23 protein-coding genes and 1 tRNA gene are annotated in these 25,229 nt (G+C 61.2%); 16 read left to right on the top strand and 8 right to left on the bottom strand.

What is annotated here, in order from left to right; translation table 11 throughout:
* From ntrX to hflX, 5 genes are all read left to right on the top strand, one after another.
* Positions 1-1,362, top strand: a complete 1,362-nt coding sequence (gene ntrX, locus KUG85_RS03070) for a nitrogen assimilation response regulator NtrX (protein ID WP_065817456.1) — start codon at positions 1-3, stop codon at positions 1,360-1,362.
* Between the two features lie 109 nt (positions 1,363-1,471).
* Positions 1,472-2,848 carry a Trk system potassium transporter TrkA gene (gene trkA, locus KUG85_RS03065; protein WP_007007452.1) on the top strand — a complete coding sequence of 459 codons (1,377 nt, stop codon included), beginning with the start codon at positions 1,472-1,474 and terminating at the stop codon, positions 2,846-2,848.
* Positions 2,849-2,944: 96 nt separating this feature from the next.
* Positions 2,945-3,811: a D-amino-acid transaminase gene (locus tag KUG85_RS03060; protein ID WP_007007453.1), complete on the top strand. Its 867-nt coding sequence runs from the start codon at positions 2,945-2,947 to the stop codon at positions 3,809-3,811.
* Positions 3,812-3,959: 148 nt separating this feature from the next.
* Entirely contained in the window at positions 3,960-4,208 is a 249-nt protein-coding gene (hfq, locus tag KUG85_RS03055) for an RNA chaperone Hfq (RefSeq protein ID WP_007007454.1), read from the top strand.
* A gap of 48 nt (positions 4,209-4,256) precedes the next feature.
* Positions 4,257-5,582 carry a GTPase HflX gene (gene hflX / locus KUG85_RS03050; protein WP_255606266.1) on the top strand — a complete coding sequence of 442 codons (1,326 nt, stop codon included), beginning with the start codon at positions 4,257-4,259 and terminating at the stop codon, positions 5,580-5,582.
* Positions 5,583-5,630: 48 nt separating this feature from the next.
* Here the strand turns inward: hflX and mazG are convergent, their stop codons facing one another.
* The gene (gene mazG / locus KUG85_RS03045; protein ID WP_223004081.1) at positions 5,631-6,452 is read right to left on the bottom strand and encodes a nucleoside triphosphate pyrophosphohydrolase; all 822 of its coding nucleotides are present in this window, start codon (positions 6,450-6,452) and stop codon (positions 5,631-5,633) included.
* Positions 6,453-6,587: 135 nt separating this feature from the next.
* Entirely contained in the window at positions 6,588-7,634 is a 1,047-nt protein-coding gene (locus KUG85_RS03040; RefSeq protein ID WP_065817454.1) for a dipeptidase, read from the bottom strand.
* A gap of 197 nt (positions 7,635-7,831) precedes the next feature.
* On the opposite strand from KUG85_RS03040, the gene KUG85_RS03035 reads away from it, so the two are divergent.
* Positions 7,832-7,921, top strand: a tRNA-Ser gene (locus KUG85_RS03035).
* Between the two features lie 197 nt (positions 7,922-8,118).
* Here KUG85_RS03035 and KUG85_RS03030 read toward each other — a convergent pair.
* A complete protein-coding gene (locus tag KUG85_RS03030; protein WP_223004080.1) occupies positions 8,119-9,297 on the bottom strand; it encodes a Shedu immune nuclease family protein in 1,179 nt (392 codons plus the stop codon).
* Between the two features lie 261 nt (positions 9,298-9,558).
* Positions 9,559-10,416 carry a LysR family transcriptional regulator gene (locus tag KUG85_RS03025; protein WP_223004079.1) on the bottom strand — a complete coding sequence of 286 codons (858 nt, stop codon included), beginning with the start codon at positions 10,414-10,416 and terminating at the stop codon, positions 9,559-9,561.
* A gap of 94 nt (positions 10,417-10,510) precedes the next feature.
* Here KUG85_RS03025 and KUG85_RS03020 point away from each other — a divergent pair, with 94 nt between their 5' ends.
* Positions 10,511-10,888 (top strand): tautomerase family protein, encoded by a 378-nt coding sequence (locus tag KUG85_RS03020; RefSeq protein ID WP_223004078.1) that lies wholly within the window; start codon positions 10,511-10,513, stop codon positions 10,886-10,888.
* 94 nt (positions 10,889-10,982) lie between these two features.
* On the opposite strand, the gene KUG85_RS03015 is transcribed toward KUG85_RS03020, so the two are convergent.
* Positions 10,983-11,621 carry a class I SAM-dependent methyltransferase gene (locus KUG85_RS03015; protein WP_223004077.1) on the bottom strand — a complete coding sequence of 213 codons (639 nt, stop codon included), beginning with the start codon at positions 11,619-11,621 and terminating at the stop codon, positions 10,983-10,985.
* An 88-nt stretch (positions 11,622-11,709) separates the two neighbouring features.
* Between KUG85_RS03015 and KUG85_RS03010 the strand changes: the two genes are divergently transcribed.
* From KUG85_RS03010 to KUG85_RS02970, 9 genes are all read left to right on the top strand, one after another.
* On the top strand, positions 11,710-12,588 hold the full coding sequence (locus KUG85_RS03010; protein ID WP_255606236.1) for a LysR family transcriptional regulator: 879 nt from the start codon (positions 11,710-11,712) through the stop codon (positions 12,586-12,588).
* 270 nt (positions 12,589-12,858) lie between these two features.
* The gene (locus KUG85_RS03005; protein WP_223004076.1) at positions 12,859-14,100 is read left to right on the top strand and encodes a septal ring lytic transglycosylase RlpA family protein; all 1,242 of its coding nucleotides are present in this window, start codon (positions 12,859-12,861) and stop codon (positions 14,098-14,100) included.
* 156 nt (positions 14,101-14,256) lie between these two features.
* Positions 14,257-15,360 carry a D-alanyl-D-alanine carboxypeptidase family protein gene (locus KUG85_RS03000; RefSeq protein WP_255606235.1) on the top strand — a complete coding sequence of 368 codons (1,104 nt, stop codon included), beginning with the start codon at positions 14,257-14,259 and terminating at the stop codon, positions 15,358-15,360.
* A 111-nt stretch (positions 15,361-15,471) separates the two neighbouring features.
* Positions 15,472-16,137 carry a dTMP kinase gene (gene tmk / locus KUG85_RS02995; RefSeq protein WP_223004074.1) on the top strand — a complete coding sequence of 222 codons (666 nt, stop codon included), beginning with the start codon at positions 15,472-15,474 and terminating at the stop codon, positions 16,135-16,137.
* Complete coding sequence (locus KUG85_RS02990; protein WP_223004073.1) at positions 16,137-17,180, top strand: DNA polymerase III subunit delta'; 1,044 nt, start codon at positions 16,137-16,139, stop codon at positions 17,178-17,180. The genes tmk and KUG85_RS02990 overlap by 1 nt, the downstream gene beginning before the upstream one ends.
* Positions 17,181-17,263: 83 nt before the next feature.
* Positions 17,264-18,823, top strand: coding sequence for a methionine--tRNA ligase (gene metG / locus KUG85_RS02985; protein ID WP_223004072.1), 1,560 nt, complete (start codon positions 17,264-17,266; stop codon positions 18,821-18,823).
* 5 nt (positions 18,824-18,828) lie between these two features.
* On the top strand, positions 18,829-19,617 hold the full coding sequence (locus KUG85_RS02980) for a TatD family hydrolase (protein ID WP_065815326.1): 789 nt from the start codon (positions 18,829-18,831) through the stop codon (positions 19,615-19,617).
* Positions 19,614-20,438 carry an MBL fold metallo-hydrolase gene (locus tag KUG85_RS02975; RefSeq protein WP_223004071.1) on the top strand — a complete coding sequence of 275 codons (825 nt, stop codon included), beginning with the start codon at positions 19,614-19,616 and terminating at the stop codon, positions 20,436-20,438. Before KUG85_RS02980 ends, KUG85_RS02975 begins: the two co-directional genes overlap by 4 nt.
* Positions 20,435-20,905 carry a YbaK/EbsC family protein gene (locus KUG85_RS02970; protein ID WP_025029416.1) on the top strand — a complete coding sequence of 157 codons (471 nt, stop codon included), beginning with the start codon at positions 20,435-20,437 and terminating at the stop codon, positions 20,903-20,905. The genes KUG85_RS02975 and KUG85_RS02970 overlap by 4 nt, the downstream gene beginning before the upstream one ends.
* 289 nt (positions 20,906-21,194) lie before the next feature.
* Here KUG85_RS02970 and KUG85_RS02965 read toward each other — a convergent pair whose 3' ends face one another.
* From KUG85_RS02965 to KUG85_RS02955, 3 genes are all read right to left on the bottom strand, one after another.
* Positions 21,195-22,073 carry an aldose 1-epimerase gene (locus tag KUG85_RS02965; RefSeq protein WP_223004070.1) on the bottom strand — a complete coding sequence of 293 codons (879 nt, stop codon included), beginning with the start codon at positions 22,071-22,073 and terminating at the stop codon, positions 21,195-21,197.
* 96 nt (positions 22,074-22,169) lie between these two features.
* Positions 22,170-23,492: an HlyD family type I secretion periplasmic adaptor subunit gene (locus KUG85_RS02960; RefSeq protein WP_223004069.1), complete on the bottom strand. Its 1,323-nt coding sequence runs from the start codon at positions 23,490-23,492 to the stop codon at positions 22,170-22,172.
* Positions 23,479-25,161 carry a peptidase domain-containing ABC transporter gene (locus KUG85_RS02955; RefSeq protein ID WP_223004068.1) on the bottom strand — a complete coding sequence of 561 codons (1,683 nt, stop codon included), beginning with the start codon at positions 25,159-25,161 and terminating at the stop codon, positions 23,479-23,481. The genes KUG85_RS02960 and KUG85_RS02955 overlap by 14 nt, the downstream gene beginning before the upstream one ends.
* Positions 25,162-25,229 lie beyond the last annotated feature (68 nt).

Genomic DNA, 25,229 nt, shown 5'->3' with positions numbered 1-25,229 from the left:
ATGGCTTCCGATATTCTGATCGTAGACGACGAGGAAGACATCCGCGAGCTCGTAGCCGGCATTCTGAGCGATGAGGGCCATGAGACGCGCACCGCTTTCGACAGCGACAGCGCGCTCGCCTCGATCTCTGAGCGCGTTCCGCGCCTGATCCTGCTCGACATCTGGCTACAGGGATCGAAGCTCGACGGTCTGGCTCTGCTCGACAAGATCAAGGAACTGCATCCGCACATCCCCGTAGTGATGATTTCCGGCCATGGCACGATCGAGACGGCCGTGTCGGCCATCAAGCGTGGCGCGTACGATTTCATCGAGAAACCCTTCAAGACGGATCGGATGATCCTGATCTGCGAGCGCGCGCTGGAAATCTCCAAGCTCAAGCGCGAGATGAGCGACCTGAAGAAGCGCAGCGGCGCGTCGTTCGATCTCGTTGGGGAATCGGCAACGCTCAACCATTTGCGCCAGACCATCGAACGGGTGGCGCCGTCGAACAGCCGCATCATGCTGACGGGGCCATCCGGCTCCGGCAAGGAGCTGGTCGCCCGGGCGATCCATGCCGCCTCGCCACGCAGCAACGGCCCGTTCGTGACGCTGAACGCAGCCGCGATCACGCCCGAACGCATGGAAATCGAGCTGTTTGGCACCGAATCCGACGGCGGCGAGCGAAAGGTCGGAGCACTTGAGGAAGCCCATGGCGGCGTGCTCTATCTCGACGAAGTGGCCGACATGCCGCTCGGCACGCAGAGCAAGATCCTGCGTGTTCTGGTGGATCAGCAGTTCGAGCGGGTGGGCGGCACGCGGCGGGTGAAGGTGGATGTGCGCATCATCTCCTCGACGGCGCAGAACATCGAATCCCTGATCGCCGACGGCCGGTTCCGCGAAGACCTGTTTCACCGGCTGGCCGTTGTGCCCGTGGTGGTGCCGCCACTGGCGGACCGCCGCGAGGACATTCCGCTGCTCGTCGATCATTTCATGCAGCAGATCGGCGAGCAGGCCGGCATCAAACCGCGCCCGCTGGGCAACGATGCCATGGCCGTTCTCCAGGCTCACAACTGGCCAGGCAATGTGCGCCAGCTCCGCAACAATATCGAGCGGTTGATGATCCTCACGCGCGGGGACGGGCCGGATACGCCGATCACGGCAGATCTTCTGCCGGCGGAAATCGGCGATGTCATGCCGCGCCTGCCGACACAGTCGGACCAGCACATCATGGCCCTGCCGCTGCGCGAGGCGCGCGAACTTTTCGAGAAGGAATATCTGCTGGCGCAGATCAACCGCTTTGGCGGAAACATTTCGCGTACGGCGGAGTTTGTCGGCATGGAGCGCTCGGCCCTTCACCGAAAGCTGAAATCGCTCGGCGTCTAGTGGCGCGGAGCGCGCATCCGGCTTTCAGGTTTCCATGTCGCTGGAAAAGCGCTAGAGCAGGGGCCTTGCAGACCCGATATCCGGTCTTCGATGAGGCAGGGAACAGGCGATGAAAGTCATTATTTGCGGCGCGGGCCAGGTTGGTTTCGGTATCGCGGAGCGCTTGGCGGCCGAGCAGAACGACGTGTCCGTGATCGATACCTCGCCGGAACTGATTCGCGCGGTTCGCGATACGCTTGACGTGCGCGGCTTCGTCGGCCATGGCGCGCATCCCGACGTGCTCGCATCCGCCGGCGCAAGCGAAGCCGACATGATCATCGCCGTGACCCTGTTCGACGAAGTGAACATGGTCGCCTGCCAGGTGGCGCACTCGCTTTTCAATGTGCCGACCAAGATCGCGCGCATTCGTTCGCAGTCCTATCTGCAATCGCACTATATGGACCTGTTCTCGCGCGATCACCTGCCCATCGACGTGATCATTTCGCCGGAGGTCGAGGTCGGCGAGATGGTGATGCGCCGCATCGCGCTGCCGGGTGCGACGGATGTGGTGAGCTTTGCCGATGACAGGGTTTCGATGGTCGCGATCGAATGTCTGGAGGAATGCCCCGTCATCAACACGCCGCTGGCGCAGTTGACCGAGCTTTTCCCCGACCTGCCGTCCACCGTTGTGGGCGTCTCGCGCGAGGGCAAGCTCTTCATCCCGCATTCGGGCGACCAGCTCATTGCCGGCGATCTCGCCTATGTGGTGACGACCAAGGACCAGGTGCGGCGCACGCTTGGCCTTTTCGGACATGAAGAGCGCGAGGCAACGCGGATCGTCATCGCCGGCGGTGGGAATATCGGCCTCTACGTCTCGCGCGCCATGGAGAAGAAGCAGAGCCGCACCAAGGTCAAGGTGATCGAGAACACGCGCGAACGCGCGGTGGCGCTGGCCGACAAGCTGCGTCGCACCGTCGTTCTGCATGGCAGCGCGCTCGACCAGAAGCTGCTCCTGGAAGCCGACATCCAGCATGCCGACCTGATGGTGGCGCTGACCAATGACGACCAGGTCAACATATTGTCGAGCGTGATTGCCAAGCGTCTCGGCTGCCGCTCCAACCTCGTTCTGATCAACAATCCGACCTATCACGATTTTGCCAAAACGCTGGGAATCGATGCCCATGTGAATCCGCGTTCGGTGACGATTTCGAAAGTGCTCCAGCATGTCAGGCGCGGCCGCATTCGCGCCGTCCACAACATTCAGCGCGGTGCGGCCGAGGTCATCGAGGCCGAGGCGCTTGAGACCTCGCCGCTTGTGGGGCCGCCGCTCAGCGAGGTGGAGTTCCCCGACGGAATGCGCATCGGCGCAGTCTATCGCGACGGTGCGGTGATCAAGCCGAGCGGGTCTCTGAAGATCAAGCCGAAGGACCGGGTGGTGATCTTTGCGCTCGAAAGCGCCGTGCGCCAGGTCGAGCAGATGTTCCGCGTCAGCCTGGAGTTCTTCTGAGGCGCTTGAAAAACCCGGCGCAGGGCGGCAAAACAGATTTCCCTTATAAGCGGCAACAATTCCAGCCCGCAGATTCCATCAGACGGAGACCCAGACATGCCACGCATTGCTTATGTGAACGGGCGTTATGCGAATCACAGTGACGCGATGGTTCATGTGGAGGACCGTGGCTATCAGCTCGCCGACGGCGTTTATGAGGTGTGCGAGATTTCCCGCGGCTTCATCATCGACATGAAGGGGCATCTGGATCGGCTCGACCGGTCGCTGCGCGAGCTTCGCATGGACTGGCCGGTGGAGCGCGGGGCGCTTGAGTTCATCATGCGCGAGGTCATCCGCCGCAACCATGTTCACAACGGCATGGTCTATCTGCAGGTCACGCGCGGTGTCGCACCGCGCGATCATGCCTTCCCGACCACGCCGGTTCGCTCAGCTCTGGTGGTAACGGCCAAGCGCATGGACCCGAAAGCCGCGGCAAAGAAGGCCGAAAAGGGGATGACGGTCATTACGGTGCCGGAAAACCGGTGGGAGCGGGTCGACATCAAGACGATCGGCCTTCTGCCAAACGTTCTGGCACGCCAGGCGGCGGTCGACGCTGGTGCGCAGGAGGCCTGGTTCGTCGATCCGGACGGAACGGTCAAGGAGGGCGCGTCCACCAATGCCTGGATCGTTACCGCGGATGGCGGCCTGGTAACGCGGCCGGCCGATTTCGGCATTCTGCGCGGGATAACCCGGGCGACCGTCATGAAGGTCGCCGACGATCTCGGTCTCAAGGTCGAGGAGCGCGCATTCTCGGTTGAAGAAGCCCAGAGCGCGCGCGAAGCCTTCGTGACGAGCGCGACCAGTGTGGTCATGCCGGTGGTCAGCATCGACGGCAAACCCGTGGCCAATGGCCATCCGGGGACTGTCGCGCGGTCCCTGCGAGAGGCGTTTTTTGCGATTGCGGAAAAAAGTCCTAGCTGTTAACCAACGCGCATGATGATGCGGCTCGGTATAACGGGCGACGACTGGCATCAATTGATCACGCAGTCTCTGTCGCAGACTTTCTTGACAGGAGCGTGTCATATTTGCGCTACTGGCTGCTCCAAGGCAGCGAATGGGTGAAAGACCAAAAATGGCGGAACGAACTCAAAACCTGCAGGACCTGTTCCTGAATACCGTTCGCAAGAGCAAGAATCCTCTCACGATCTTTCTCATCAACGGTGTCAAACTCACAGGCATTGTTACTTCATTCGATAATTTCTGCGTGCTCCTGCGCCGCGACGGACATTCGCAGCTCGTTTACAAGCATGCGATCTCGACGATCATGCCGAGCCAGCCCGTTCAGCTTTACGACGCCGAGGAAAGCAATCGGGACTCCTGATTGGCCGACACACGCAAGCCAGCCGAAGCAGCGCGCGGTGACGATCGGTTGACCTTCGAGCCCGATCCCACCCGGGCCGCCGTCATATCGCCTGTTCTCACATCCGAACGCCGGGCTGCCGAAAGCAGCGCGGCCTCTTCGCGTGCCGCCGAAGCACGCCATGAAGAGGCGATCGGTCTCACCGAAGCCATCGATCTCGATGTGGCTTTTACAGAGATCGTGAGCGTGAACACGCCACGCCCGGCAACGCTGCTCGGCACGGGAAAACTCGAGGAAATAGCCGCGCGGGTTGAAGAAGAGGCCGTCGAGGTGGTGATCATCGATCATCCGCTCACGCCGGTTCAGCAGCGCAACCTCGAAAAGGCGCTGAAGGCCAAGGTTCTCGACCGGACGGGCCTGATTCTCGAAATTTTCGGCCGCCGCGCGCGCACCAAGGAAGGGCGGCTTCAGGTCGATCTCGCGCATCTGGAATATCAGCGTGGCCGGCTGGTGCGCAGCTGGACCCACCTGGAGCGACAGCGCGGTGGCGGCGGCTTCATGGGCGGACCGGGCGAAACCCAGATCGAGGCCGACAGGCGCCAGCTTCAGGAGCGCATCATGCGCCTGAAGAAAGATCTGGAACAGGTCCGCCGCACGCGCGACCTTCACCGGGCCAAGCGCCGCAAGGTTCCGTTCCCGATCGTCGCAATCGTCGGCTACACCAACGCCGGAAAATCGACGCTGTTCAACCGGCTGACGGGCGCTAGCGTGATGGCCGAGGACATGCTCTTTGCCACGCTCGACCCGACCCTTCGCCGGGTGCAGCTCCCACATGGCACAACGATCATTCTTTCCGACACGGTCGGCTTCATTTCCGATCTGCCGACACATCTGGTGGCAGCGTTCCGCGCCACGCTTGAAGAGGTGATCGAGGCTGACCTCATCGTGCATCTGCGCGACATTTCTGACCCCGACACGGCCGCCCAGGCCATGGATGTGGAAGCCATCCTCGGCGACCTGGGCGTCGATGCGGCGGACCGGAAGCGGGTTCTTGAGGTCTGGAACAAGATCGACAGCCTGGACCCGGAGCGCCGCCGCGCGCTGCTGGAGGGAACGCGCGCAAGCGACGCGCCGCTGGCGATCTCCGCGATCACGGGCGAGGGGATTTCAGACCTTCTGGCGCTGATCGAAGAACGCATTTCAGGCCAGGTCGTCATGACTTCCATCGAGCTTTCGCCCGAGCGGATGTCGCTTCTCGACTGGATTTACCGCAACAGCGAAGTCGTCGAGCGCAGCAACAATGACGATGGCAGCATCTCCTTGAAGGTGCGGATGACGGAAACCGCAAGGCAGGACGTGCAGGAGCAGCTTTCTGGAAACAAAACCTCCAGGTAAAGGCTCTATCCATCTGAAAGAAAAGGGCTTTACGACGCTGAAATCCGTTCAGCCCGCTTCGGTTTTCGCGCGCTGCCAGAGTGTTTCCATTTCTGTCAAATCCGCCTCGTCTAGCGAGCGCCCTGCCTTTGTCAGCTCACGTTCGACGAAATCGAAGCGCCTGCGGAACTTGTCGTTGGTGCGGGCGAGCGCGGCCTCTGCATCATGCCCCAGATGCCGCCCCAGATTGACGACGGCAAACAGAAGGTCGCCATACTCCTCCGCGGCATGAACGTCGTCCCGTTCCTGAAGGGCTTCGCGCAGCTCGCCGATTTCCTCTTCGATCTTGTCGAGAACCGGTCCGGCCTGCCCCCAGTCAAAGCCGACGCGGGCAGCGCGCTGCTGGAGCTTGTGTGCGCGCATGAGCGCGGGCAGGGCGCGCGGCACCTCATCCAGATAGGCTACAGGTTCGGCAGGGCTGCCGTTCTGCCGACGCCGCGCAAGCCGCTCGGCCTTTTCCTGTGCCTTGATCTCATCCCACATGCCCTTTGCCATGCCCCGGCTGCGGGCTTCTGCATCACCAAACACGTGCGGATGACGCCGGATCATCTTCCGGGTAATCGCCTCCACCACGTCACCGAAATCGAACTGGTTTTCTTCTTCCGCCATGCGGGCATGAAACACGACCTGCAGCAGAAGGTCGCCCAGCTCATCGCGGAGATCGTTGAGATCATTGCGCTCGATGGCATCGGCGACTTCGTAGGCTTCCTCAATCGTATAGGGCGCGATGGACGCAAAGTTCTGCTCGACATCCCAGGGACAACCGGTTTCGGGCGTGCGTAGCGCCTTCATGATCTCGAGAAGGCCGACGATATCCCTAGAAGGCTGCATCCTTGTCTTCCTGTGTTGACCCGGGGACTGAACCCGGAGCGCTACCGCATTTCATTGGACCGCAAAAGCGCTCCATCCTGTTGAATTTACGCAATTCCGGACGGAAAACCCGTGCCCGCTTTTCGCAGAACGGCCCTAACCAATAGTGCGTTCCAGCACGCGCAGCCAGTTTCGCCAGGCGATTTTCTCGATCAGCTCGCGTCCATAACCATGCGCGCGCATCGCTTCAATCAGTTTCGGAAGGCCGGTGACGTCTCCGATCTGTCGCGGCACCAGTGCACCGTCGAAATCGGATCCGAGTGCCACCCCGTCTTCGCCGAGCGCTTCGAGCATGGCATCCAGATGTCTCAGCAGAACGTCGAACTCCGTATCCGCATTCGTGTCGCCGTCGGGCCGCAGGAAACTGACCGAGAAATTCAGCCCGGCCAGTCCGCCGGTTTCCCGGATCGCGCGCATCTGCCAGTCCGTCAGATTGCGGGATTGCGGGCAGATGGCGTGAACGTTGGAATGGCTGGCGACGAGCGGCGCGTCGCTGATCGCCTGAACGTCACGAAACCCCTTTTCGTTGAGGTGGGAGAGATCGACCAGAATGCGCAGGCGATTGCACTTGCGCACCAGCGCCTTGCCGGCCTCGGTCAATCCATCGCCGATATCGGGCGAAGCGGGGAAGCGGAACGGCACGCCATGGCCGAAAATGTTGGAACGGCTCCAGACGGGCCCGAGTGAACGCAGCCCGGCGGCATGGAGGACGTCGACCAGGTCGAGATCGGCACCGACCGCTTCCGTGCCCTCGACATGAAATACGGCGGCCAGCGCGCCGGATGCCATCGCCGCGCGAATCGCGTCCGCGTCGCGGCAGATCGCAAAACGGCCCTCCGAAGCGCGCTCGACACGCTGCAGGAGTGCAGCCATGGCAAGCGTCGAGGCGAGGGCATCGGCCTGTTTGAGTTGCGGAAAGGTAACGTCTTCGGGGCGTTTCCCGTTTACCTTCATGTTTGAAAGCGGCGGGGGGAAGATCGCAAAGAGGCCGCCGGCAAGGCCTCCTTTACGGGCGCGGGGAAGGTCGATGTGCCCCTGGTCCATACCATTCAGAAAAAGCTCTTCGGCGTCCTGCCGCCCACTCAGATGAAGTCGAAGGAGCGCGTCATTGTGGCCGTCGAAAACGGGGGTGATGTCTGCCATGAAGAGATCGCCTGTTCGCGCGTATGCGCTGAGTGAGTCTGGAAGGTTCTTTCTAGGCAAGCACGCAGCGGGAAGCAAATCGCACTTCCGGCCGCCTGAAAACACTTTGCTGCGGTCCCCGGCACAATTCGCACAGACATGGATCGAACGAGTTGACGCCGAGCCGGGCAGGGCTGTAAAAGCGCCCGACAGTGACCGGAGGGATGGCCGAGCGGTTGAAGGCACCGGTCTTGAAAACCGGCAGGCGGGTGACCGTCTCGTGGGTTCGAATCCCACTCCCTCCGCCATTTTTTGCTGATTGCACGCTCACACCAACCGACGCCACGGACGGCCGATTATACGCTACGGTCCGATATCTCTTGAAGATCGGGGTGACGGCTCTCGACCTCGTAGCGGTCGTTCAATTGACTTCTGCGGGTTCCCGAAAGCGGCATCACGATTTGAGGAATGGCATCATTGAGTATGCTGCCAAGACCGATATGAATTACTCAGCCGCCGCTTCGGCGTCCTCCACGATGAACTTGGCCCGCGCGTAGAGCTCATCGAACGTCATCACCTCAGGCCAACGAAGGGAGCGACGGAACAGCTCAAACGACCTAAATTTGTCCTTGTTCGCCCCATTCGGGCTGTCCAACTCTCCAAGGTTACCGATGACGAGAAACGAGCGGGGCTGGAATTGAAATAAGGTTTCGCCGGTCGGGTCGCCGGTGTCAGGATGGTTGGGCCTGTGCACTTCCGTGAGGTCCTCAAGCGCTCTTTGCACGGTGACTTGAATCTGGGATACGGCGCCAGCCATCTCGATGCTCGGGGCGAAGACGCCGGGCCGGTATTCCCTCACCAACTCGGTTTCCGACGTCTTGATTTCAACAAAGCAGAGTGAATTGATGGCGGCGACGGTCTTCATGAGACCGTCTACCTCCTTTCCCCGGCCGGTTACGTTATAGCCGGCGACCCTCGCTTTGAGTGATTGACCGTCCAGTTTGTCCATCGGGACATAGGAGAGCCCGTAGCCGAATATCCATGTGTTCCGCTCGAAGAAGGCCTGCCAAGCATCCTCCATGCGACCGTGGCAGGCTAGCTTCTCGCTTTCGCGGAAATCCTCGTCGTCCAGCATCCGTTTGAAGTACACCAGCTCCTTCTTGCGGAGCGCTAGGCTGTAGATTTCCTGGGCCTGCACATCCGTCTCAAGCACCGCATTCAGGAGGGCGGGGTCTTCAATCAGGACCTTGGCAATCTGGCGCCGGTCGAACGACGACTGAATGTGCGCGCGGTCGGAGAGCCTCCCACCATCCTCATCCACGAAAATCATGGTCTCGCAGGTTTTGATGAAGGACAGAAGCTCGTCAATTTCCTTGCCATAGAGAGGGAAGGAGTCGGCGGCGTAGGGCATGTCCTTGCTGTTCCATTTCTGGAAAGTCAGCGTACTGATCTTTTGGCTGTCCTCATGCAGCGTCGCCTTAAACTGGTAACGGCCAGCACGGCTTTTGCGTAGTACAACTTCCTTGCCTTCTCTCACCGCGATAATTCCCCCCTTGCCCTCTACCACCCGATGAATAAACCGCTTGGGTGGGATGTTCGTCTCACCGGCTTTTGTTATTCGGCGCGAGTAATAGGTGAAGTGAGGTAGTCTTCCCCAAAAATAGTACTCATCGCTGCCCGACATCGGCCTTCCATCCTTAAATGAATGGCTCAGTATAATGGCAGTAGTTGATCGGAGTCTCGGGCTGCAGCATAATCCACAGGTGCGCCACCTTGCTCCTCATCCGGAATGGGTCCGCTAACGCCGATCGTTGGCAGAACCAGACATTCCGCTTCTCACCGCATTGTGGCCACTCGCTCTTGCGTCAATTCTAGGGGGCTATAGCGCAGACGCAGCTCCCCGTTTCATCACAGCCCTCCGTCAACCGTCGCGTTTCACGCCAATCTACCCCCGCACCGCGCTCCGAAAAGCAGCGGACAGGGCGGCGAGGGCCTCCCGGGATCGGTCGTCGGTAACTCTCGAATGGAGCAGAACCGGCAAACGGGGCAGATCGGGAAGGCCGAGCCGGGGGCCCACATCGACCGCGCCCAAGGGCAGCATGCGTGGAGAAAGGGCGGCAATGCCCAGACCCGCCACAACAGCCGCCGAGACCGCCGAAACACCGCCGCCGACAAATGTCTCCGTCCAAGCAACGCCCGCCTCGTCAAGAATCCGGCTCGCCATGGTGCGTACGCCGCAGGGCTCTGGCATTGTGGCGATCGGCAGGGGCTCGCCCGCGCGATGCTGCCAGCCCGGCGATGCAAACCAGCCGAACTTTTCTTCAGCGATAACCTCTCCGTCGCCGCGTCCCACATGCAGACGGGCAAGGGCGGCGTCGAGCTCGCGCCGGTCGAAGCTTTGAAGCAGGTCGCCCGACGATCCTATGCGGATGTCTATCAGCAAATGCGGGTCCTGCGCGTTCATGCGCGCGATGAGTGCGGGAAGTTCCGGCCCAGCAACATGGTCGCTGATGCCTATGGTGAGCCGCTGGCGAGTGGTCGCGAACGCAGCGAGCGCACGATCATGGGTTTCCATAAGCTCCCGCGCCCGTTCCAGAAAGGCCGCGCCCCGTGCCGAAAGCTGCACAGAACGCGGCGTCCGCTCGATGAGCCGGCAATCGAGCCGGTCTTCCAGCCGCTTCAGTCTGAGGCTGATCGCGCCCTGAGTCGTGCTCATGGCTTCGGCAGCGCGGGTGAAACTGCCAAGCTCGACGATGTGGAGAAAGGCACGGACGGAATCAATGTCGAGGGTGCGTGTTATCATTTAGATATGTTATCATTGATATAAGAAGCAATACCATACATAAATAGATCGGCAGCGGTTAGTGTCCTGTCCAAACCAGATGGAAAGGATCACCATGCCACGTCTCAACATCTCACTGCGCGCTGGAAAGCCGGAAGCCTACAGACAGGCGATCCTCGACAGCCTTTACAGTGCGATGCGCGACGCACTCGCGGTGCCGGAAGACGACCAGTTCATGACCATTACCGAGCATGATGTCGCAAATTTCCGCCATGGCGCGGCGTTTGGCGTCGCACGGAGCGAGGATCTGGTCTACATCCAGATCCTTGTGTTCGACACGCGCACCCTGGACCAGAAAAAGGCGTTCTTCCGGCGGGCCACAGACCTTCTCGGCGAACACCCGGGCATCCGTCCGGAGGATGTGTTCATCAACATCATCGAGGCCGCGAAAGAGAACTGGTCTGTCGGCCACGGCCTCGCGCAATTCGCCTGATTTGCATGCAGGCGGACATGGAGCGCAGGACGCGGGCTCGCGTCGGGCCCTTCTTCCCGGTCGTAACGGGCAGGGCGCCCAAACATTCGGCTTGCTAGGCTTTCACGGCCACGATGAAGGGGCGGGCCTTCGAACCTTTGCTGGCGTGATTTTCCAGTTCAGCGATGGTGAAGGCCTCGTCGCTCATGAGCTGTTTCAACTCATTGACGGAAAAAACACTCACATGCGGCGCCTTGCCGACGGCTCGCATGGCCGGCAGCAGGAGACGCCTGATCAGAAGGTTCATCTCGCCGACGCACGGGGTCTTGGAAATGAATATCCCCTCGGGCATGAGCAGCCGGCGGATGGTGCGCAGCGTGGCCCGGGGATCGCGCGTGAGATGCAGGTAGTTGAACCCAAGGATGACATCGAAGCGGTCATCTCCCGCCAAAAAATCCTCCGCGACAGCCTGACGGAAAGCCAGGCCGGGACAGGGGGCTTCCCGCAGCCTGTCGCTGGCGATGGCAATCATCGCTTCGGAGATGTCAGTGGCTAGGTAAGAGCCGGCTGCATGCGCCAGGCGCAGGGCGGTTGTCCCTGTGCCGCAGCCAAGTTCGAGCACGCTGTGGTTTTTCTGGAGGAAGCCGAGCGTGCGCGCCAGCGTGCGCTCGTATCCTTCCGGATCGGCAACAGCCGATGCGGCGTATTTTCTGGCGGTCCTGTCCCAGAAACGGGCGTCCGAAATTGCCGTCATGCGAGGCTCCAGATTGATCGGCCAGAGCCTAGCATATGCATCTGGCGCGACAATTGATTAAATCGGCACGATATATATACGTAAATGCATGAAAGCATTGGACTGGAACCTTCTGCGTGCATTTCACGCCACGGCGACGCTGGGGTCGCTCTCGGCTGCGGCCCGGCATCTTTCGCTGACCCAGCCGACGCTCTCGCGGCAGATCATCGCCCTTGAAGCGGAACTGGGCGTTGAACTGTTTGAGCGGATTGGACGGAGGCTGTCTTTGAGCCCGACGGGCTCAGCCCTGCTTGAGCACATCGAGCGCATGGGCGACGCCGCAGATGCATTTTCCTTGGCTGCAAGTGGAAACGTGCAGGCACTGACCGGGCGGGTCAGTATCTCGGCCACGGATACGTTTTCCGCTTATGTCCTGCCTGAAATTCTTGACCGCATAAGGCTCGAGGCACCGCAACTCAGCGTGATGGTCGTGGCCTCCAACGATCTGAGCGATCTGCACCGGCGGGAGGCCGATATTGCGATCCGCCACGTCGCTCCCGACCGGGAGAGGCTGGTCGGGCAGCGCCTGCGCGACACCGAAGCGCATTTTTACGCTTCTCACGACTGGGTCGAGCGCAATGGCCTGCCGCGCAGCGTGGATGAACTGGCGCATTCCGACCTTATCGGCATAGAGGATGTCGAACGCTACACGGCTTACCTGAACGGCATGGGCATCCCCATTGGCGTTTCGGATTTCCGATTGCTTTCCAACTCCGGGATCGCCGTCTGGCAGATGGTCCGGCAGGGTCTCGGTGTTGCCGCCATGCTGCGCGAAGTGGCCGAGCGCACCCCCGAGGTGACGCGCCTGCCGCTCGATTTGCCCGGAATCACGGTGCCGATCTGGCTCATCACCCATCAGGGACTGGAGGCGAGCCCCCGCATAAGACTGGTTCAGAGGATAGTGAGCGAGGAACTGGCCCGCATGTGATTGTGACGGCAGGCACCGGTGCCGTCATTTGCGTTTTTGTCGCTGTCACACTAAACCAGCGACGAGAAATGCCATGGCCTGTCGCAATTTTGGCGATTTGCCCCTTTGCTGCCACAAATGATTAACAGCTTGCTAAGGTATTTCGGGGCAGGGTGCGGAGGGCATCCTGTACTGTTCAAGACTGGAACGCCTCGTTTCCGGTAATTTTGATGAGTGGGGATATCTCGCGATCATGAACGAGATTTCGATGCCCGGGGGAGATGCGGGCGCATGAATTTTTCGATTGTCGCGCGCCGCATGACGGTCCGTCGCTTGTCATCCGGTATCGCCATTGCCGCATGCGCGGCACTGCTTTCGGCATGCAATTCGACGACACCGAAGGTGGCCGTCAGCAAGAGCAAATCCAAAGAGTATTTCGCCGAATCCGAATATGGCGTGAAGGCCAGCCCGCGGGTCGCGACAAAAACATCGAACCTGCGCCGAGGCGGTGGACGCTATCAGGTCGGAAAGCCTTACCAGATCAGGGGGAAGTGGTATCGCCCCAAGGAAGACCCCGACTACGAAAAGATCGGTGCGGCTTCCTGGTACGGCGATGCGTTTCACGGCCGGCTGACGGCCAATGGCGAAATCTATGACATGACGCATCTGACGGCGGCGCATCCGACCATGCCACTGCCGAGTTACGCGCGCGTCACCAATATGGACAATGGCAATTCGGTTCTGGTGCGCGTGAACGACCGTGGTCCTTTTGCACACAACCGCATCATCGATCTTTCAAAGCGCGCCGCACAGCTTCTCGATTATCAGAGCGCCGGCGTGGCCGAGGTGAAGGTCGAATATGTGGGGCCTGCTCCGCTGGAAGGCCGCGATGACGAATATCTGTTGGCCTCCTACCGGCCGGGCGGCGCGGCACCCGATCCCTCCGACGGCCTGCCGACCGGTGTGATGGTGGCGATGAACGGCCCGACACCGACCGCCACCCTCCCGGGCGTGAGGGCTGCGGATGCCTTCGCCAGCCAGCCAGGCCTGACGCCGCCCCAGCCGATTGCCGCATCGGCAACGTTTGAACTGCCGGCATCCGGTCCGATTATCCCTGACCGTCCGCGTACGCTGCCGCTCGAGGGTGTCCCGCAGGATGTGGCCGCACTGTCCTATGCCGATCAGCGGATCAGCGCTGCAGCGGGTGCATTTGACAGCGTTCTGCAGGGCGCAGACCCCCGTTCGCAGGACGTTGCGCGCTGGTGGCGCAGGCAAAACGGAGGGGCGCTGCCGGGGCCCGTCGCAGAGCCGGACACTTTCGTGAGTGTCGGCACCTGGACGGTGAAAGCAGAAGCCGAGACGCGGGCTCGCGAACTGGCCTCATATGGCAAAACGCGTATCGAAACCGTATCCGACGAAGCCGGTGTGGTTCACTACGCGTTGACGGTAACGCCGGAGGCTCAATTCCGGATCGACCAGTTGTTGCAGGCTGCCTGGGCAACGGGTGCCGAGGACGCTTTCATCGTTCGTTAGCCGGCGGCAAACTGCGCCGCAACGGTTGATTTTCACGCTCTCATACCGCTAGATTCAGGAAGTTTTCCTGCGCTTGGGGGCGTCGACGTGTTTGCCGCGTTCAAAAAGATACTGTTTTTTGCCTTCGGTCTGACGCTCCTTGCGAGCCAGGCAGCCATGGCTCAGCTGTTTGAAACCCGGGCGAAGCAGGCATTTCTCGTTGAGGCCGAAACGGGCACTGTACTTTTTTCCAAGAATCCCGATGAGCGCATACCGCCGGCATCACTGGCGAAATTGATGACGATGGAGGTCGTCTTCAATGCGATCAAGAGCGGGCGGCTCTCCCTGAGTGACGCGTTCTATGTCAGCGAGCACGCCTGGCGCACCGGCGGGGCTGTTTCTGGAACATCCACCATGTTCGCGGAGATCAAGTCCTCCGTGCCTCTTGAAGCGCTGATACAGGGCGTGATCGTGCAATCCGCCAATGACGGCTGTATCATCATCGCGGAGGGCATGGCGGGTTCTGAAGAGAACTTCGCCCAGTTGATGACCGAGCGGGCACGCAAGATCGGCCTGACGGATTCCGTGTTTGTCAACGCCACGGGCCTGCCCGCCGAGGGGCAGCATGTCACCATGCGGGATCTGGTTGCGCTGGCAATGCATCTGCAGAAAGAATACCCCGAGTTCTACAAATATTACGCGCAGGAATCCTTCACCTGGAACAAGATCCTGCAGCGCAACCGCAACCCGCTTTTGCGTATGAACATTGGCGCCGAAGGCCTCAAGACCGGATATACGGAGGCTTCCGGCTACGCCATTGTGGGGGCGGTGAACCGCAACGGCCGCCGCCTCTTCGCAGCGATGAGCGGACTGTCGAGCGAGAGCGAACGGGCCGAGGAAGCCCGCAAACTGCTGGACTGGGGTATTCGCGCTTTTGAGAAGATCGAACTTTTCAAAGCCGGCGAAACAGTTGGCCGGGTTTCGGTTTTCGGCGGTGACAGGGCGGAGCTTGCCGTGCGGGCTGACGGACCGATCGCGATCTTTCGCCCGATCACCAATGCCGATCGGCTGCGCGCGCGCATCGTCTATCAGGGACCGATTCCGGCTCCCGTGGAGGAGGGCATGCAGGTCGGCACGCTGAAAGTATGGATCGGCGACACGCTGAGCCAGGAAACGCCTCTCTACGCCGCTGAAAGCGTGAAGGAGGGTGGTCTGCCAGACCGGGCACTGGACGCAATGGGCGAGTTGCTGATCGGCTGGCTGCGAAAATACCGTTCCTGATCGGGACATCGGGATAATCCGAAAACCGGTTTCCACTTTTCGGTCCGATGCTCTAAGTAGGTTGCGTCCGGCAATGACGCCGCACGAAAGGTGAAAAAGGAACAAGGTCTCTTGTCTCGCGGTTTCTTCATCACATTCGAGGGAGGCGAGGGGGCTGGAAAATCGACTCAGATCACGCAGCTTGCTGCCAGCCTGCGTGATCAGGGACACGACGTGATCATCACGCGTGAGCCTGGTGGCTCATCGGGAGCCGAAGCCGTCCGGCATGTTCTCCTGTCAGGCGCAGCGGAGCCGTTTGGACCGGCGATGGAGGCGATCCTTTTTGCGGCCGCACGTTCCGACCACGTAGAGCAGGTGATCCGCCCGGCAATCGAGCGGGGAGCGGTCGTTCTGTGCGACCGATTTCTGGATTCCTCGCGCGTCTATCAGGGGGTTACAGGCAATCTCGATGACGGTTTCATGCGCGAGCTCGAGCGTGTCACCGTGAACGGCATGGTGCCGGATCTGACCGTCATCCTCGATATCGATCCTGAAGAGGGATTGCGCAGGGCCGGCGCACGGCGCGGCACCGACGCGCCAGACCGTTTTGAAAAGGAAGCGCTGGCAACGCATCGCCGCCGCAGAAAGGCATTCCTCGAAATCGCCCGGGCGGAACCGGGACGCTGTGTTGTGGTTGACGCATCCATGCCGGCAGACAGGGTCACCGCAGCCATTCAGCGCGCCGTCGAACAGGCCATGGTCAGGGGACAGACCGGGCGCGAACGGAGGCAGGCCTGATGCTTGAGCGGACGGCACCCGAGCGCTTCGATACACTGCCGGACATACCCGAGCCTTCGGAAAACCCGATTCTGGTCGGGCATCAGCGGGTGGCCGACATGCTGGCCGGCGCCTACCGGGCCGGGAAACTCCATCACGGCCTCCTTTTTGCCGGCCCGCCCGGTATCGGCAAGGCAACGCTCGCCTTTCATCTCGCCAATCATCTATTCTCCCACCCGCAGGCGGAGAGCGCGCCTGCCCGGTTTTCCGCTCCGGACCCCAAAGGGCAGGCCTTCCGTCTGATCGCGCAGGACGCGCATCCCTCGCTGCTGCACCTGACGCGGCCCTTCGTGGAGCGGGACAAGAAATTCAAGACCGTCATCACGGTGGATGAAATCCGCCGTATCCAGCGGTTTCTCTCCCTGACGCCACACGATGGCGGCTATCGGGTCGTGATTGTCGATCCGGCCGACGACCTGAATGTCAGCGCCGCCAACGCGCTGCTCAAAAGCCTGGAAGAACCACCGCCGCGCACGGTGTTCATTCTGATAGCCCACTCGCCCGGGCGGCTTCTGCCGACCATCCGTTCGCGCTGCCAGATCGTTCGGCTTCAACCACTCGACGCGCCCGACCTCGCGGGTCTGCTGCGCCAATTCGGGGCGGCGGAAGCGGGCAGCGACGAAGAGATTGCGGCACGCGCGCAGGGCAGCGTGCGCAATGCGATTCTCCTATCGCAGTTTGGCGGTGCCGAAATCGCCGATGTTTTGCAGAAACTGGTCACCGGCCGCAGTTTTGACGCCGCCGAAGCACTGCGCCTCGGCGAAGCGGTCAGCGGGCGCGACCGGGACGTTCAATTCTCGATCTTCAACCGTGCGGTTCTGGATATGATCAATCGGCACGCCGCGGCGCGGGCCGAAGCAGGTGACACAAGGGGTGCTGCCGCGGCTGCTGACCTCTGGGACGAGATAAACACGGCAATCCGCGATGCGGAGACCTTCAACCTCGACCGCAAGCAGCATGCTGCAGGCATTGCCGCGAAGCTTAATGCCGCATTCAACGCCTGAAGACGCTGGTTGGGCTGGCATGCGCATGCGCGATGCGCTATCTGGGCGTCATCAAGCAATGTGTTTCCTGGACGTTCTTCCCAATGGCCCGCGACAAGTATTACATCACCACGCCCATTTTTTATCCCAATGGCAAGCCGCATATCGGTCATGCCTACACGGTGATCGCGACGGATGCGATGGCACGCTTCCAGCGGCTTGACGGCAAGGATGTCTTCTTTCTGTCCGGTACCGACGAGCACGGGCTGAAAATGCAGCAGACCGCCGACAAGGAAGGCATCACGCCGCAGGCGCTCGCAGACCGAAACACCGCCGTGTTCCGCGACATGATTGCCGCGCTGGGCGGCTCGAACGACCAGTTCATCCGCACCACCGAGGAGCGGCACCATCGCGCCTGCCAGGCCATCTGGCAGAAAATGGCCGACAATGGCGACATCTATCTGGACCGTTATTCGGGCTGGTATTCGGTGCGCCAGGAAGCCTATTTCGACGAAAGCGAAACGACGGTCGGCGAGGATGGCGTGCGCCGTGAGCCGCTCGGCTCACCGGTGGAATGGAACGAGGAGGAAACCTATTTCTTCCGCCTCTCCGCCTATCAGGACAGGCTCCTTGCCCATTACGAGGCCAATCCGGACTTCATCGGTCCGGCCGAACGCCGCAACGAAGTGATGAGCTTCGTGCGCTCGGGCCTCAAAGACCTTTCCATCTCGCGCTCGACATTCAACTGGGGCGTTCCGGTGCCGGGCGACGAAAAGCATGTGATGTATGTGTGGGTCGACGCGCTCACCAACTACATCACCGCTGCGGGCTATCCCGACACGGATGCGCAGAACTGGTCCTACTGGCCCGCCAACGTGCATGTGATCGGCAAGGACATCGTGCGCTTCCACGCGGTCTACTGGCCGGCATTCCTGATGTCGGCAGGGATCGAGCTGCCCAGGCGCGTCTTCGCGCACGGGTTCCTGTTCAACCGCGGAGAGAAGATGTCGAAGTCGGTCGGCAATGTGGTCGATCCCTTTGCGCTGATTGAGCATTACGGGCTCGATGCGGTGCGCTACTTCTTCCTGCGCGAAGTGCCTTTCGGGCAGGATGGCAGCTACAGCCACGATGCCATCGTCAACCGCACCAATGCGGATCTGGCCAACGATCTTGGGAATCTTGCGCAGCGTTCCCTGTCTATGATCGCCAAGAATTGCGGCGGGCAGGTTCCCGAGAAGGGCACGCTTGATGCGGCCGATCAGGCAATTCTGGCGCGCGCTGGCGAGGCGCTTGAAACGGCACGCACAGCCATGGAAACGCAGGCTCTGCACCAGGCGCTCGGCGCGATTTTCGGCGTCGTGGCCGAGGCGAACCGCTATTTCGCCGGGCAGGAGCCCTGGGCGCTGAAAAAGACAGACCCGGCGCGCATGCAGACCGTGCTCTATACGACCGCCGAACTGGTGCGCCGTGTGGCCATTCTCTGTCAGCCCTTCATTCCGGGCTCTGCTGAAAAGCTGCTCGACCTGCTGGCCGTGGAAGGGGACGCCCGGTCCTTTGCGCATCTTGGCGAAGAGAATGCGCTCGTTTCCGGCAGCGCGCTACCGGCACCGCAGCCGGTCTTTCCACGCTATGTCGAGCCGAAAACGGAAGGCGAAGGAGCCTGATAGGGATGCTGGTCGACAGCCACTGCCATCTGGATTTTCCCGATTTCGAGGAGGACCGGGCCGGTTTCATCGAGCGCGCGGGCGAAGCCGGCGTCGGGCTTATGGTGACCATCTCGACCCGTGTGCGTCAGTTCGACCGGATTCTGGCGATTGCCGAGGCGCATGAGAACGTTTTCTGCTCCGTCGGCACCCATCCGCACAATGCGGATGAGGAACTCGATGTGACATCCGATGAGCTCGTGCGCCTCGCCGGACACCCGAAGGTGGTGGCCATCGGCGAAGCGGGGCTCGACTACTTCTATGACAAGGCGCCGCGCGAGGCACAGGCGCAGGGCCTTCGCACGCATATCGAGGCCGCGCGCCAGACAGGTCTGCCGCTCGTCATCCATGCGCGCAATGCCGATGACGACATGATCGAAATTCTCGAAGAAGAAACAGGGAAGGGGGCCTTCCCCTTCATTCTGCACTGTTTTTCCTCCGGTGCAGCACTGGCGCAGGCGGGTGTGAAACTCGGCGGCTACGTTTCGTTCTCCGGCATTCTGACCTTCCGCAACTCGCAGGAACTGCGCGACATCGCGGCGACCGTGCCGCATGACCGGCTTCTGGTCGAGACGGATGCGCCATATCTCGCCCCCGTGCCAAAGCGCGGCAAGCGCAACGAACCGGCTTTCGTCGCACATACGGCGCATGTTCTAGCGGAGACCATCGGACTTTCCGATGAAGAGACGGCTGATCTGACGACAGAGAACTTCTTCCGTCTTTTCAGGAAAGTGCCACGGGATGCGGCGCGGTGAGCGATGTTCTGCGCCTGACGATCCTGGGATGTGGTTCTTCGCCAGGAACGCCGCGCATCACCGGTGACTGGGGAGCCTGCGACCCCGCCAATTCCAAAAACCGGCGTCGGCGCTGTGCGGCACTGGTGGAACGCATCTCGGAAAATGGCGGGATAACGCGGGTCGTCATCGATACGGGACCGGATTTCCGCGAGCAGATGATCGCTGCCGGCGTCGACCGGCTGGATGCGGCTGTCTACACGCACCCCCATGCCGACCATATTCACGGCATCGACGATCTGCGCGGCTATGTCCTAAACCAGCGGCAACTGATGGACATCTACGCGGACAAGCCGACGCTGGAACGTCTGAGAGAAGCTTTCGGCTATTGCTTCGAAACGCCGCCGGGCAGCAATTATCCGCCGATCCTGAAGGCGCATCCAATCAACCACGAAGAGGCGTTTTCGATCGACGGCGCTGGCGGGCGGCTTCTGTTTCAGCCGCTGCCTCAGATACATGGCGACATTCTTTCACTCGGTTATCGCATTGGCGGTCTTGCCTATTGTCCCGATGTCAGCGCATTTCCGGACGACACACCGGAGCTGATCTCGGGCGCGGACACGCTGATTATCGATGCGTTGCAATACCGGCCGCACCCAAGTCACTTTTCGCTCGGGGAAGCGCTGGAGTGGATCGAGCGGCTGTCACCACGACGCGCAGTTCTGACACACATGCACATACCGCTCGACTATGAAACCGTGCTGCGGGAGACGCCGGATCACGTGGAGCCGGCCTTTGACGGCATGGTGCTCGAATTGCCCATTGAGGAGGACACGGAATGAGCAAGAGCATCAAACGCGTACAGGCGGCCGCCGAAGCTGCCGGACTGGCAATCGAGGTCAAGCGGATGGGTGAATCGACCCGAACCGCCGAGGAAGCGGCCAGCCAGTGCGGCTGCAGTGTCGCGCAGATCGTCAAATCGCTGATCTTTCAGGGCGAGCAGAGCCAGAAACTCTATCTGTTTCTGGTTTCCGGCAGCCGCCAGCTCGACACCGCCAAGGCATCGGCACTGGTCGGCGAAACCCTGAAACGCGCCGACCCACGGCACATCCGCGACGTCACCGGGTTCGCCATTGGCGGCGTATCGCCACTCGGACAGCCCGACGAGGTTGCGCGCTTTGGCGACGAGAGCCTGGCGGGTTTCGATCTTGTCTGGGCTGCGGCCGGCGCGCACGATGCCGTTTTCTCTGCCGAGCCGGGTGCGCTTTTCACGGCGGCAGGTGTGCAGAAGGCCGATATTGCGGTGTAAACGACACCGGCAGTGCTCTGCCGGACATCTAATAGCTCAATGTCGATAAGTTCCATAATCTATCTTATGCGATCTTCTGATGTGGCGGGGTGGGTTCAAGTTTGAAGTGCGGCTTGCGAGCGGTTCGATACGAAAATGCGCGCACGAAGCCCTTTCCCTTCTTGTGCTCTCTCCCCCTGTTCAAACAGGAAATGCGGTGTGGGGAATGTCTGTTCGTGATGCGCGGCGACACACAATCCATTCGAGAACCGGGGCAAGAGCAGACAGAGCGCGCATACCCTGCCCGTCGTTACGCGCTCTCCTTCACCGTCAGGCGCATGCTTCCGCCCATCGTCTCGCCCGGCGCGAGTCGCTGTAGGCCTCCGAAATCGGGATGATGAAAACCGTCGGCCGTGTGGCTCATGGGCTCGAAACACAGAAATGCAAAGTCCGGCGGCGGTGAAAAAAGCATGTAGCGCGAGAAGACGGGGTCGGTGTCGATGGTCGCGCTGAGACCATGTTCGGGCCAGACCACACCGGCCCTGCAATCCCATCCCTCGAAACAATTGTTGAGCCCGTGATCCGGAAGGAGGCGCGGCTTTGAGAAATCCACCGTATCGGGCAGCGGTTCGTTTCGATCAGGAACGTGGTAGTCGTCCTCCGTCCACCAGGATCGTGCGCGGGCCTGCAGGGTCATCCGGGGTGTCCGGGGGAAATACGGATGCAGACCAAGGCCAAACGGCATGGCGTGGCGCGCCCTGTTTTCCACCGCAATGGAGATTGTAAGCTGGCTGCCATCAAGCGCAAACCGCTGTGTCGCCCTGTAGGTGTAGGGTGATTGCGCGTCGCCCTCGCGCTGCATGTCGATTGCTACGGAATGCGCGGTACGCTCGGTGACGGTCCAGTCGCTCTTCCAGCCTTCGCCATGCAGGTAGAGGGGCGGCACATCATTGGGTTCAAACCTGTATGTGCGGCCTTCATACTCAAAGGCATTTCCGCCGACCCGATTGGCAAAGGGCACCATCGGAAAGCAGGCCGCATCGGTCGGGCCAAACGCCCCCTCCTCCCCGGCGAATGGCCGCAGGATCGGATGCCCGTTGCGGTGGTATCCGTCAAGAATCACACCGTAACGCGGCGATACGCGAACGCGCAGTTCCGTGTTTTCCAGTAAAACCGTTCCGTCTGTCATCGTTCCCCCAATCAGTCAGACCGGCCAAAGCAATACAACAAGCCGGCGCATGAAGCCATCGGCGGCGGACTTTGAGGCACGATCCCGAAGACCGGATCAACGTTCGCCGAGGCTCTGGCCGAACTGTGCCGTGATTGGTGCCAGAAAGTAGCTGATAAGGCGCCGGTCGCCGGTGATCGCATCGACATTGCCGGTCATCCCGGGACGCAGCGCAAGACGACCTGACGGCGATTGCAGCGCATCGCTTTCAGGCTTCAAGCGCACGACAAATCCCCAGCGGCCGCTGGCTCCGAGTTCGATCGAATCGGTCGCGATATCGGTGATTACGGCCATCATCGAGCCAAATCGCTCGGCAGGATAGGCATCGAGCCGGATGCGCGCACTTTGTCCGACCTTGAGGAAGCCGCTGTCCTGATTGGAAAACAGCGCTTCAAATTCAAGCTCACTGTCCTGCGGCACCACCCGCATGAGGTCCTGGCCGGCCTGAACCACGCCGCCGATTGTCGACACGGCAAGTTGTTCGACCGTTCCCGATACCGGAGCTTTTAGCGCCGCTGCCGCAATCCGTTCGTCCAGTGCCCTGCGTTCCTGGCGCAACGCAGCCAGCCGGGCATCGATCTTGTCCCGTCGCTGCATGACCCTGTTCTGGTTCGCGCTGAAGAGCCCTGCCCGCTCGGTTTTCAGTACGGACGCCTCAGCTCTCGTTTTGGCGATCTGGCGCTCGACCACGTGTTTTTCCGCCTGAAGGTCGTCATAAGCCGCACGGACCTTGAGATACGCCTCGCGGGAGGAAATGCCGCGATCCATGAGCTTCTCCGCCGCCTGAAGCCGTTCCTCCTGCACCGCCAGCGCTGCATCTGCCTGCTCAACCCGTCCAAGAAGGACATCCAGCGCCTTGCGATTGACGTCGATGCGTGCATCCGCACCGGCCAGCCCGTCGGTAAAGTCGTTGAGTTCGGCGGCAAGCAGGCGTGCCTGCGCGGCCTCTTCATCGCCATCTTCACCACCGGGCAGAAGATCGCCGGCATCGAATTTTCGTGTCGGCGAGCCGCCATCCCGCATTTCAGCGAGACGCGACAGAAAAGCGGCGAGCCGCACAGTCTCGCGCCTGAGCCGAACCTCTTCCTCAACCAGCGTTGCCTGCTTTGCCACGGCGGCGGTGGCGTCGAGCGTCAGCAGCAGATCGCCCTTCTTCACACCCACCCCGTCACGCACGAGGATACGGGTGATGGAGCCGGGGTATTCGGCCTGCACCACCTGCACCCGATCAAGCGGGACGATCCGGACAGTGCCGCGGGCGGTCACCTCGACGCGCAGGATGCAAGCAGCGATCAGGATGATGGCAAAAACCGCCATGCTGAACAGCACGGTAACATGCAATGTCGGTGAAGAGCCGCCCGGTTCGTCAAGCATCCGCATGAGCAACTCCCGTACCAAAATCGATAATGCGATCCCGCTGCGAGAAAACGTCCGGTCGATGGGTGATGACGATGACCGTCATCTTTTCCCTGAGCCGCATCAGTTCACTCACCATCCGGCTCTGTGCCGCCTCATCGAGCGCGCTGGTCGGCTCGTCGAGTATGAGGACGGCCGGGTTCTGAAGCACGGCGCGGGCGATGGCGATGCGCTGCCTCTGCCCGCCCGACAGGGCATTCCCCTGCTCTCCGACCGGCGTATCGAGGCCCAGCGGCAGCCGATAAACGAGGTCATCCGCCGCCGCCACGACCAGCGCTTCGCGCAGCATCGCGTCGGTGGCTTCCGCACATCGAAGCTGAAGGTTCTCGCGCAGGGTTCCCGAAAAGAGATACGGATCCTGCGGGACATAGACGATCTGCGACCGGACGCTCTCCGGTTCGAATTCCGAAAGGTCCTCGCCACCGAAGCGGATGGTGCCGCCCTGCGGCACTTCCAGACCGGCAGCCAGGCGTCCGAATGTTGACTTTCCCACCCCCGATGGCCCGACCACGAGGGTGCATGAGTGCGGCGGAATGAGGAGGTCGACCCCGTCCAGAACCGGTCGTTGATCGACCGCATAGGCAAAAGAAACGGAGCGAAACTCCAGCAGGGGTTCAAGTCCGGCGGGGAGCCTGTTTTTCTCGCCGAAAGGCTCACGCGTGCTGCTCAATATGTCGCCCAGTCGCTGGCGCGAGACGCGAAGGTTCTGCCAGTCCTGCCATAACTTGGAGAAGCCGGCGATGGGCGCGGCGATCTTCTCCGCAATCAACTGAAAGGCAATGAGTTGCCCGAGCGTCAGATCGCCGGCAAAGACCTGCTGCGCACCGACATAGATCACACCGATGAAGACGCCTTTCTCGCACAGCATGGCCAGTTGGCCGCTGACGGCGTTCATCGTGTAGACACGGCGCGAAGCCTGGAGGGTCTGGGAGAGTGTCTGGCGCAGACGCGACAGCATCGCGCCCTCCGCGGTGAGCGCCTTTACCGCAGTCATGCCGGACAGGTTTTCCACCAGCCGAGCCTGATGGCGCGAACCCGCATCGAACTGCGCGCGCAGGCGCTTTCGCAACACGGGCCCGAACCCCAGATAAAGAAGCGCCTGAAGCGGCAGCGCCACGGCCACGACCACGGTCAATTGCCCCGAGATCGACAGAAGAACCGCGATGTAGAGCAGAGTAAAGAACAGATCCAGCGACGCACCGGTGGTCAGTCCCACCAGGAAGGCGCGAATGGTGTCCGTCTCGCCGATCCGGGACAGGGTTTCGCCCACAGGCCATCTTCGGAAGTGCTGTAGTGGCAGGCGGAAGAGATGATCGAACAGCCGTGTGCCCAGTTCCAGAGTCAGGCGGTTGGCAACAGAGATACCCAGAAAGGCCGCGAGCAGGTTGAAACTGACCTGAAAGAGGCTGGCGCCGACCATGACAACCACCACCACGATCAGAGACGCTTCGCGCTGGAACGGCAATATCCGGTCGATGACAACCTGAAAAACAAACGGCTCAAGCAGCCCGATCGTTCGAACGCAGACGGCCAGAAAGGTGAGCTCCGCATAGAGCGGAATATGTTTGCGCAACGTCGTTGCGAACCAGGACAGGGGGACGCCCTGATCGGTCGGTTGAAGGCGTTGTGTCATGTGGAGACCTGCTGATCGGGTATCCGGCAGTCGGGGCCCTGATGCGTTCAGGCCCCCGACCCCGTTCA

Origin of the sequence: Nitratireductor rhodophyticola (assembly GCF_019891355.1) — a bacterium.
Taxonomy (GTDB): Bacteria; Pseudomonadota; Alphaproteobacteria; order Rhizobiales; family Rhizobiaceae; genus Nitratireductor; species Nitratireductor rhodophyticola.
This window is presented reverse-complemented; position numbering and strand designations above follow the sequence as displayed.

Bases quoted from the DNA above. Each gene is read 5' to 3' on its own strand.
- metG (WP_223004072.1), top strand. From the start codon at position 17,264: ATGGCCCGCGACAAGTATTACATCACCACGCCCATTTTTTATCCCAAT.
- KUG85_RS03040 (WP_065817454.1), bottom strand. From the start codon at position 7,634: ATGGCAGACATCACCCCCGTTTTCGACGGCCACAATGACGCGCTCCTT.
- KUG85_RS03015 (WP_223004077.1), bottom strand. From the start codon at position 11,621: ATGACGGCAATTTCGGACGCCCGTTTCTGGGACAGGACCGCCAGAAAA.
- KUG85_RS03025 (WP_223004079.1), bottom strand. From the start codon at position 10,416: ATGATAACACGCACCCTCGACATTGATTCCGTCCGTGCCTTTCTCCAC.
- KUG85_RS03030 (WP_223004080.1), bottom strand. From the start codon at position 9,297: ATGTCGGGCAGCGATGAGTACTATTTTTGGGGAAGACTACCTCACTTC.
- KUG85_RS02970 (WP_025029416.1), top strand. From the start codon at position 20,435: ATGAGCAAGAGCATCAAACGCGTACAGGCGGCCGCCGAAGCTGCCGGA.
- KUG85_RS02990 (WP_223004073.1), top strand. From the start codon at position 16,137: ATGCTTGAGCGGACGGCACCCGAGCGCTTCGATACACTGCCGGACATA.
- hfq (WP_007007454.1), top strand. From the start codon at position 3,960: ATGGCGGAACGAACTCAAAACCTGCAGGACCTGTTCCTGAATACCGTT.
- KUG85_RS02955 (WP_223004068.1), bottom strand. From the start codon at position 25,161: ATGACACAACGCCTTCAACCGACCGATCAGGGCGTCCCCCTGTCCTGG.
- KUG85_RS03010 (WP_255606236.1), top strand. From the start codon at position 11,710: ATGAAAGCATTGGACTGGAACCTTCTGCGTGCATTTCACGCCACGGCG.
- KUG85_RS03020 (WP_223004078.1), top strand. From the start codon at position 10,511: ATGCCACGTCTCAACATCTCACTGCGCGCTGGAAAGCCGGAAGCCTAC.
- mazG (WP_223004081.1), bottom strand. From the start codon at position 6,452: ATGCAGCCTTCTAGGGATATCGTCGGCCTTCTCGAGATCATGAAGGCG.
- KUG85_RS02965 (WP_223004070.1), bottom strand. From the start codon at position 22,073: ATGACAGACGGAACGGTTTTACTGGAAAACACGGAACTGCGCGTTCGC.
- KUG85_RS02980 (WP_065815326.1), top strand. From the start codon at position 18,829: ATGCTGGTCGACAGCCACTGCCATCTGGATTTTCCCGATTTCGAGGAG.
- ntrX (WP_065817456.1), top strand. From the start codon at position 1: ATGGCTTCCGATATTCTGATCGTAGACGACGAGGAAGACATCCGCGAG.
- KUG85_RS02960 (WP_223004069.1), bottom strand. From the start codon at position 23,492: ATGCGGATGCTTGACGAACCGGGCGGCTCTTCACCGACATTGCATGTT.
- KUG85_RS03060 (WP_007007453.1), top strand. From the start codon at position 2,945: ATGCCACGCATTGCTTATGTGAACGGGCGTTATGCGAATCACAGTGAC.
- KUG85_RS03005 (WP_223004076.1), top strand. From the start codon at position 12,859: ATGAATTTTTCGATTGTCGCGCGCCGCATGACGGTCCGTCGCTTGTCA.
- trkA (WP_007007452.1), top strand. From the start codon at position 1,472: ATGAAAGTCATTATTTGCGGCGCGGGCCAGGTTGGTTTCGGTATCGCG.
- KUG85_RS03000 (WP_255606235.1), top strand. From the start codon at position 14,257: ATGGCTCAGCTGTTTGAAACCCGGGCGAAGCAGGCATTTCTCGTTGAG.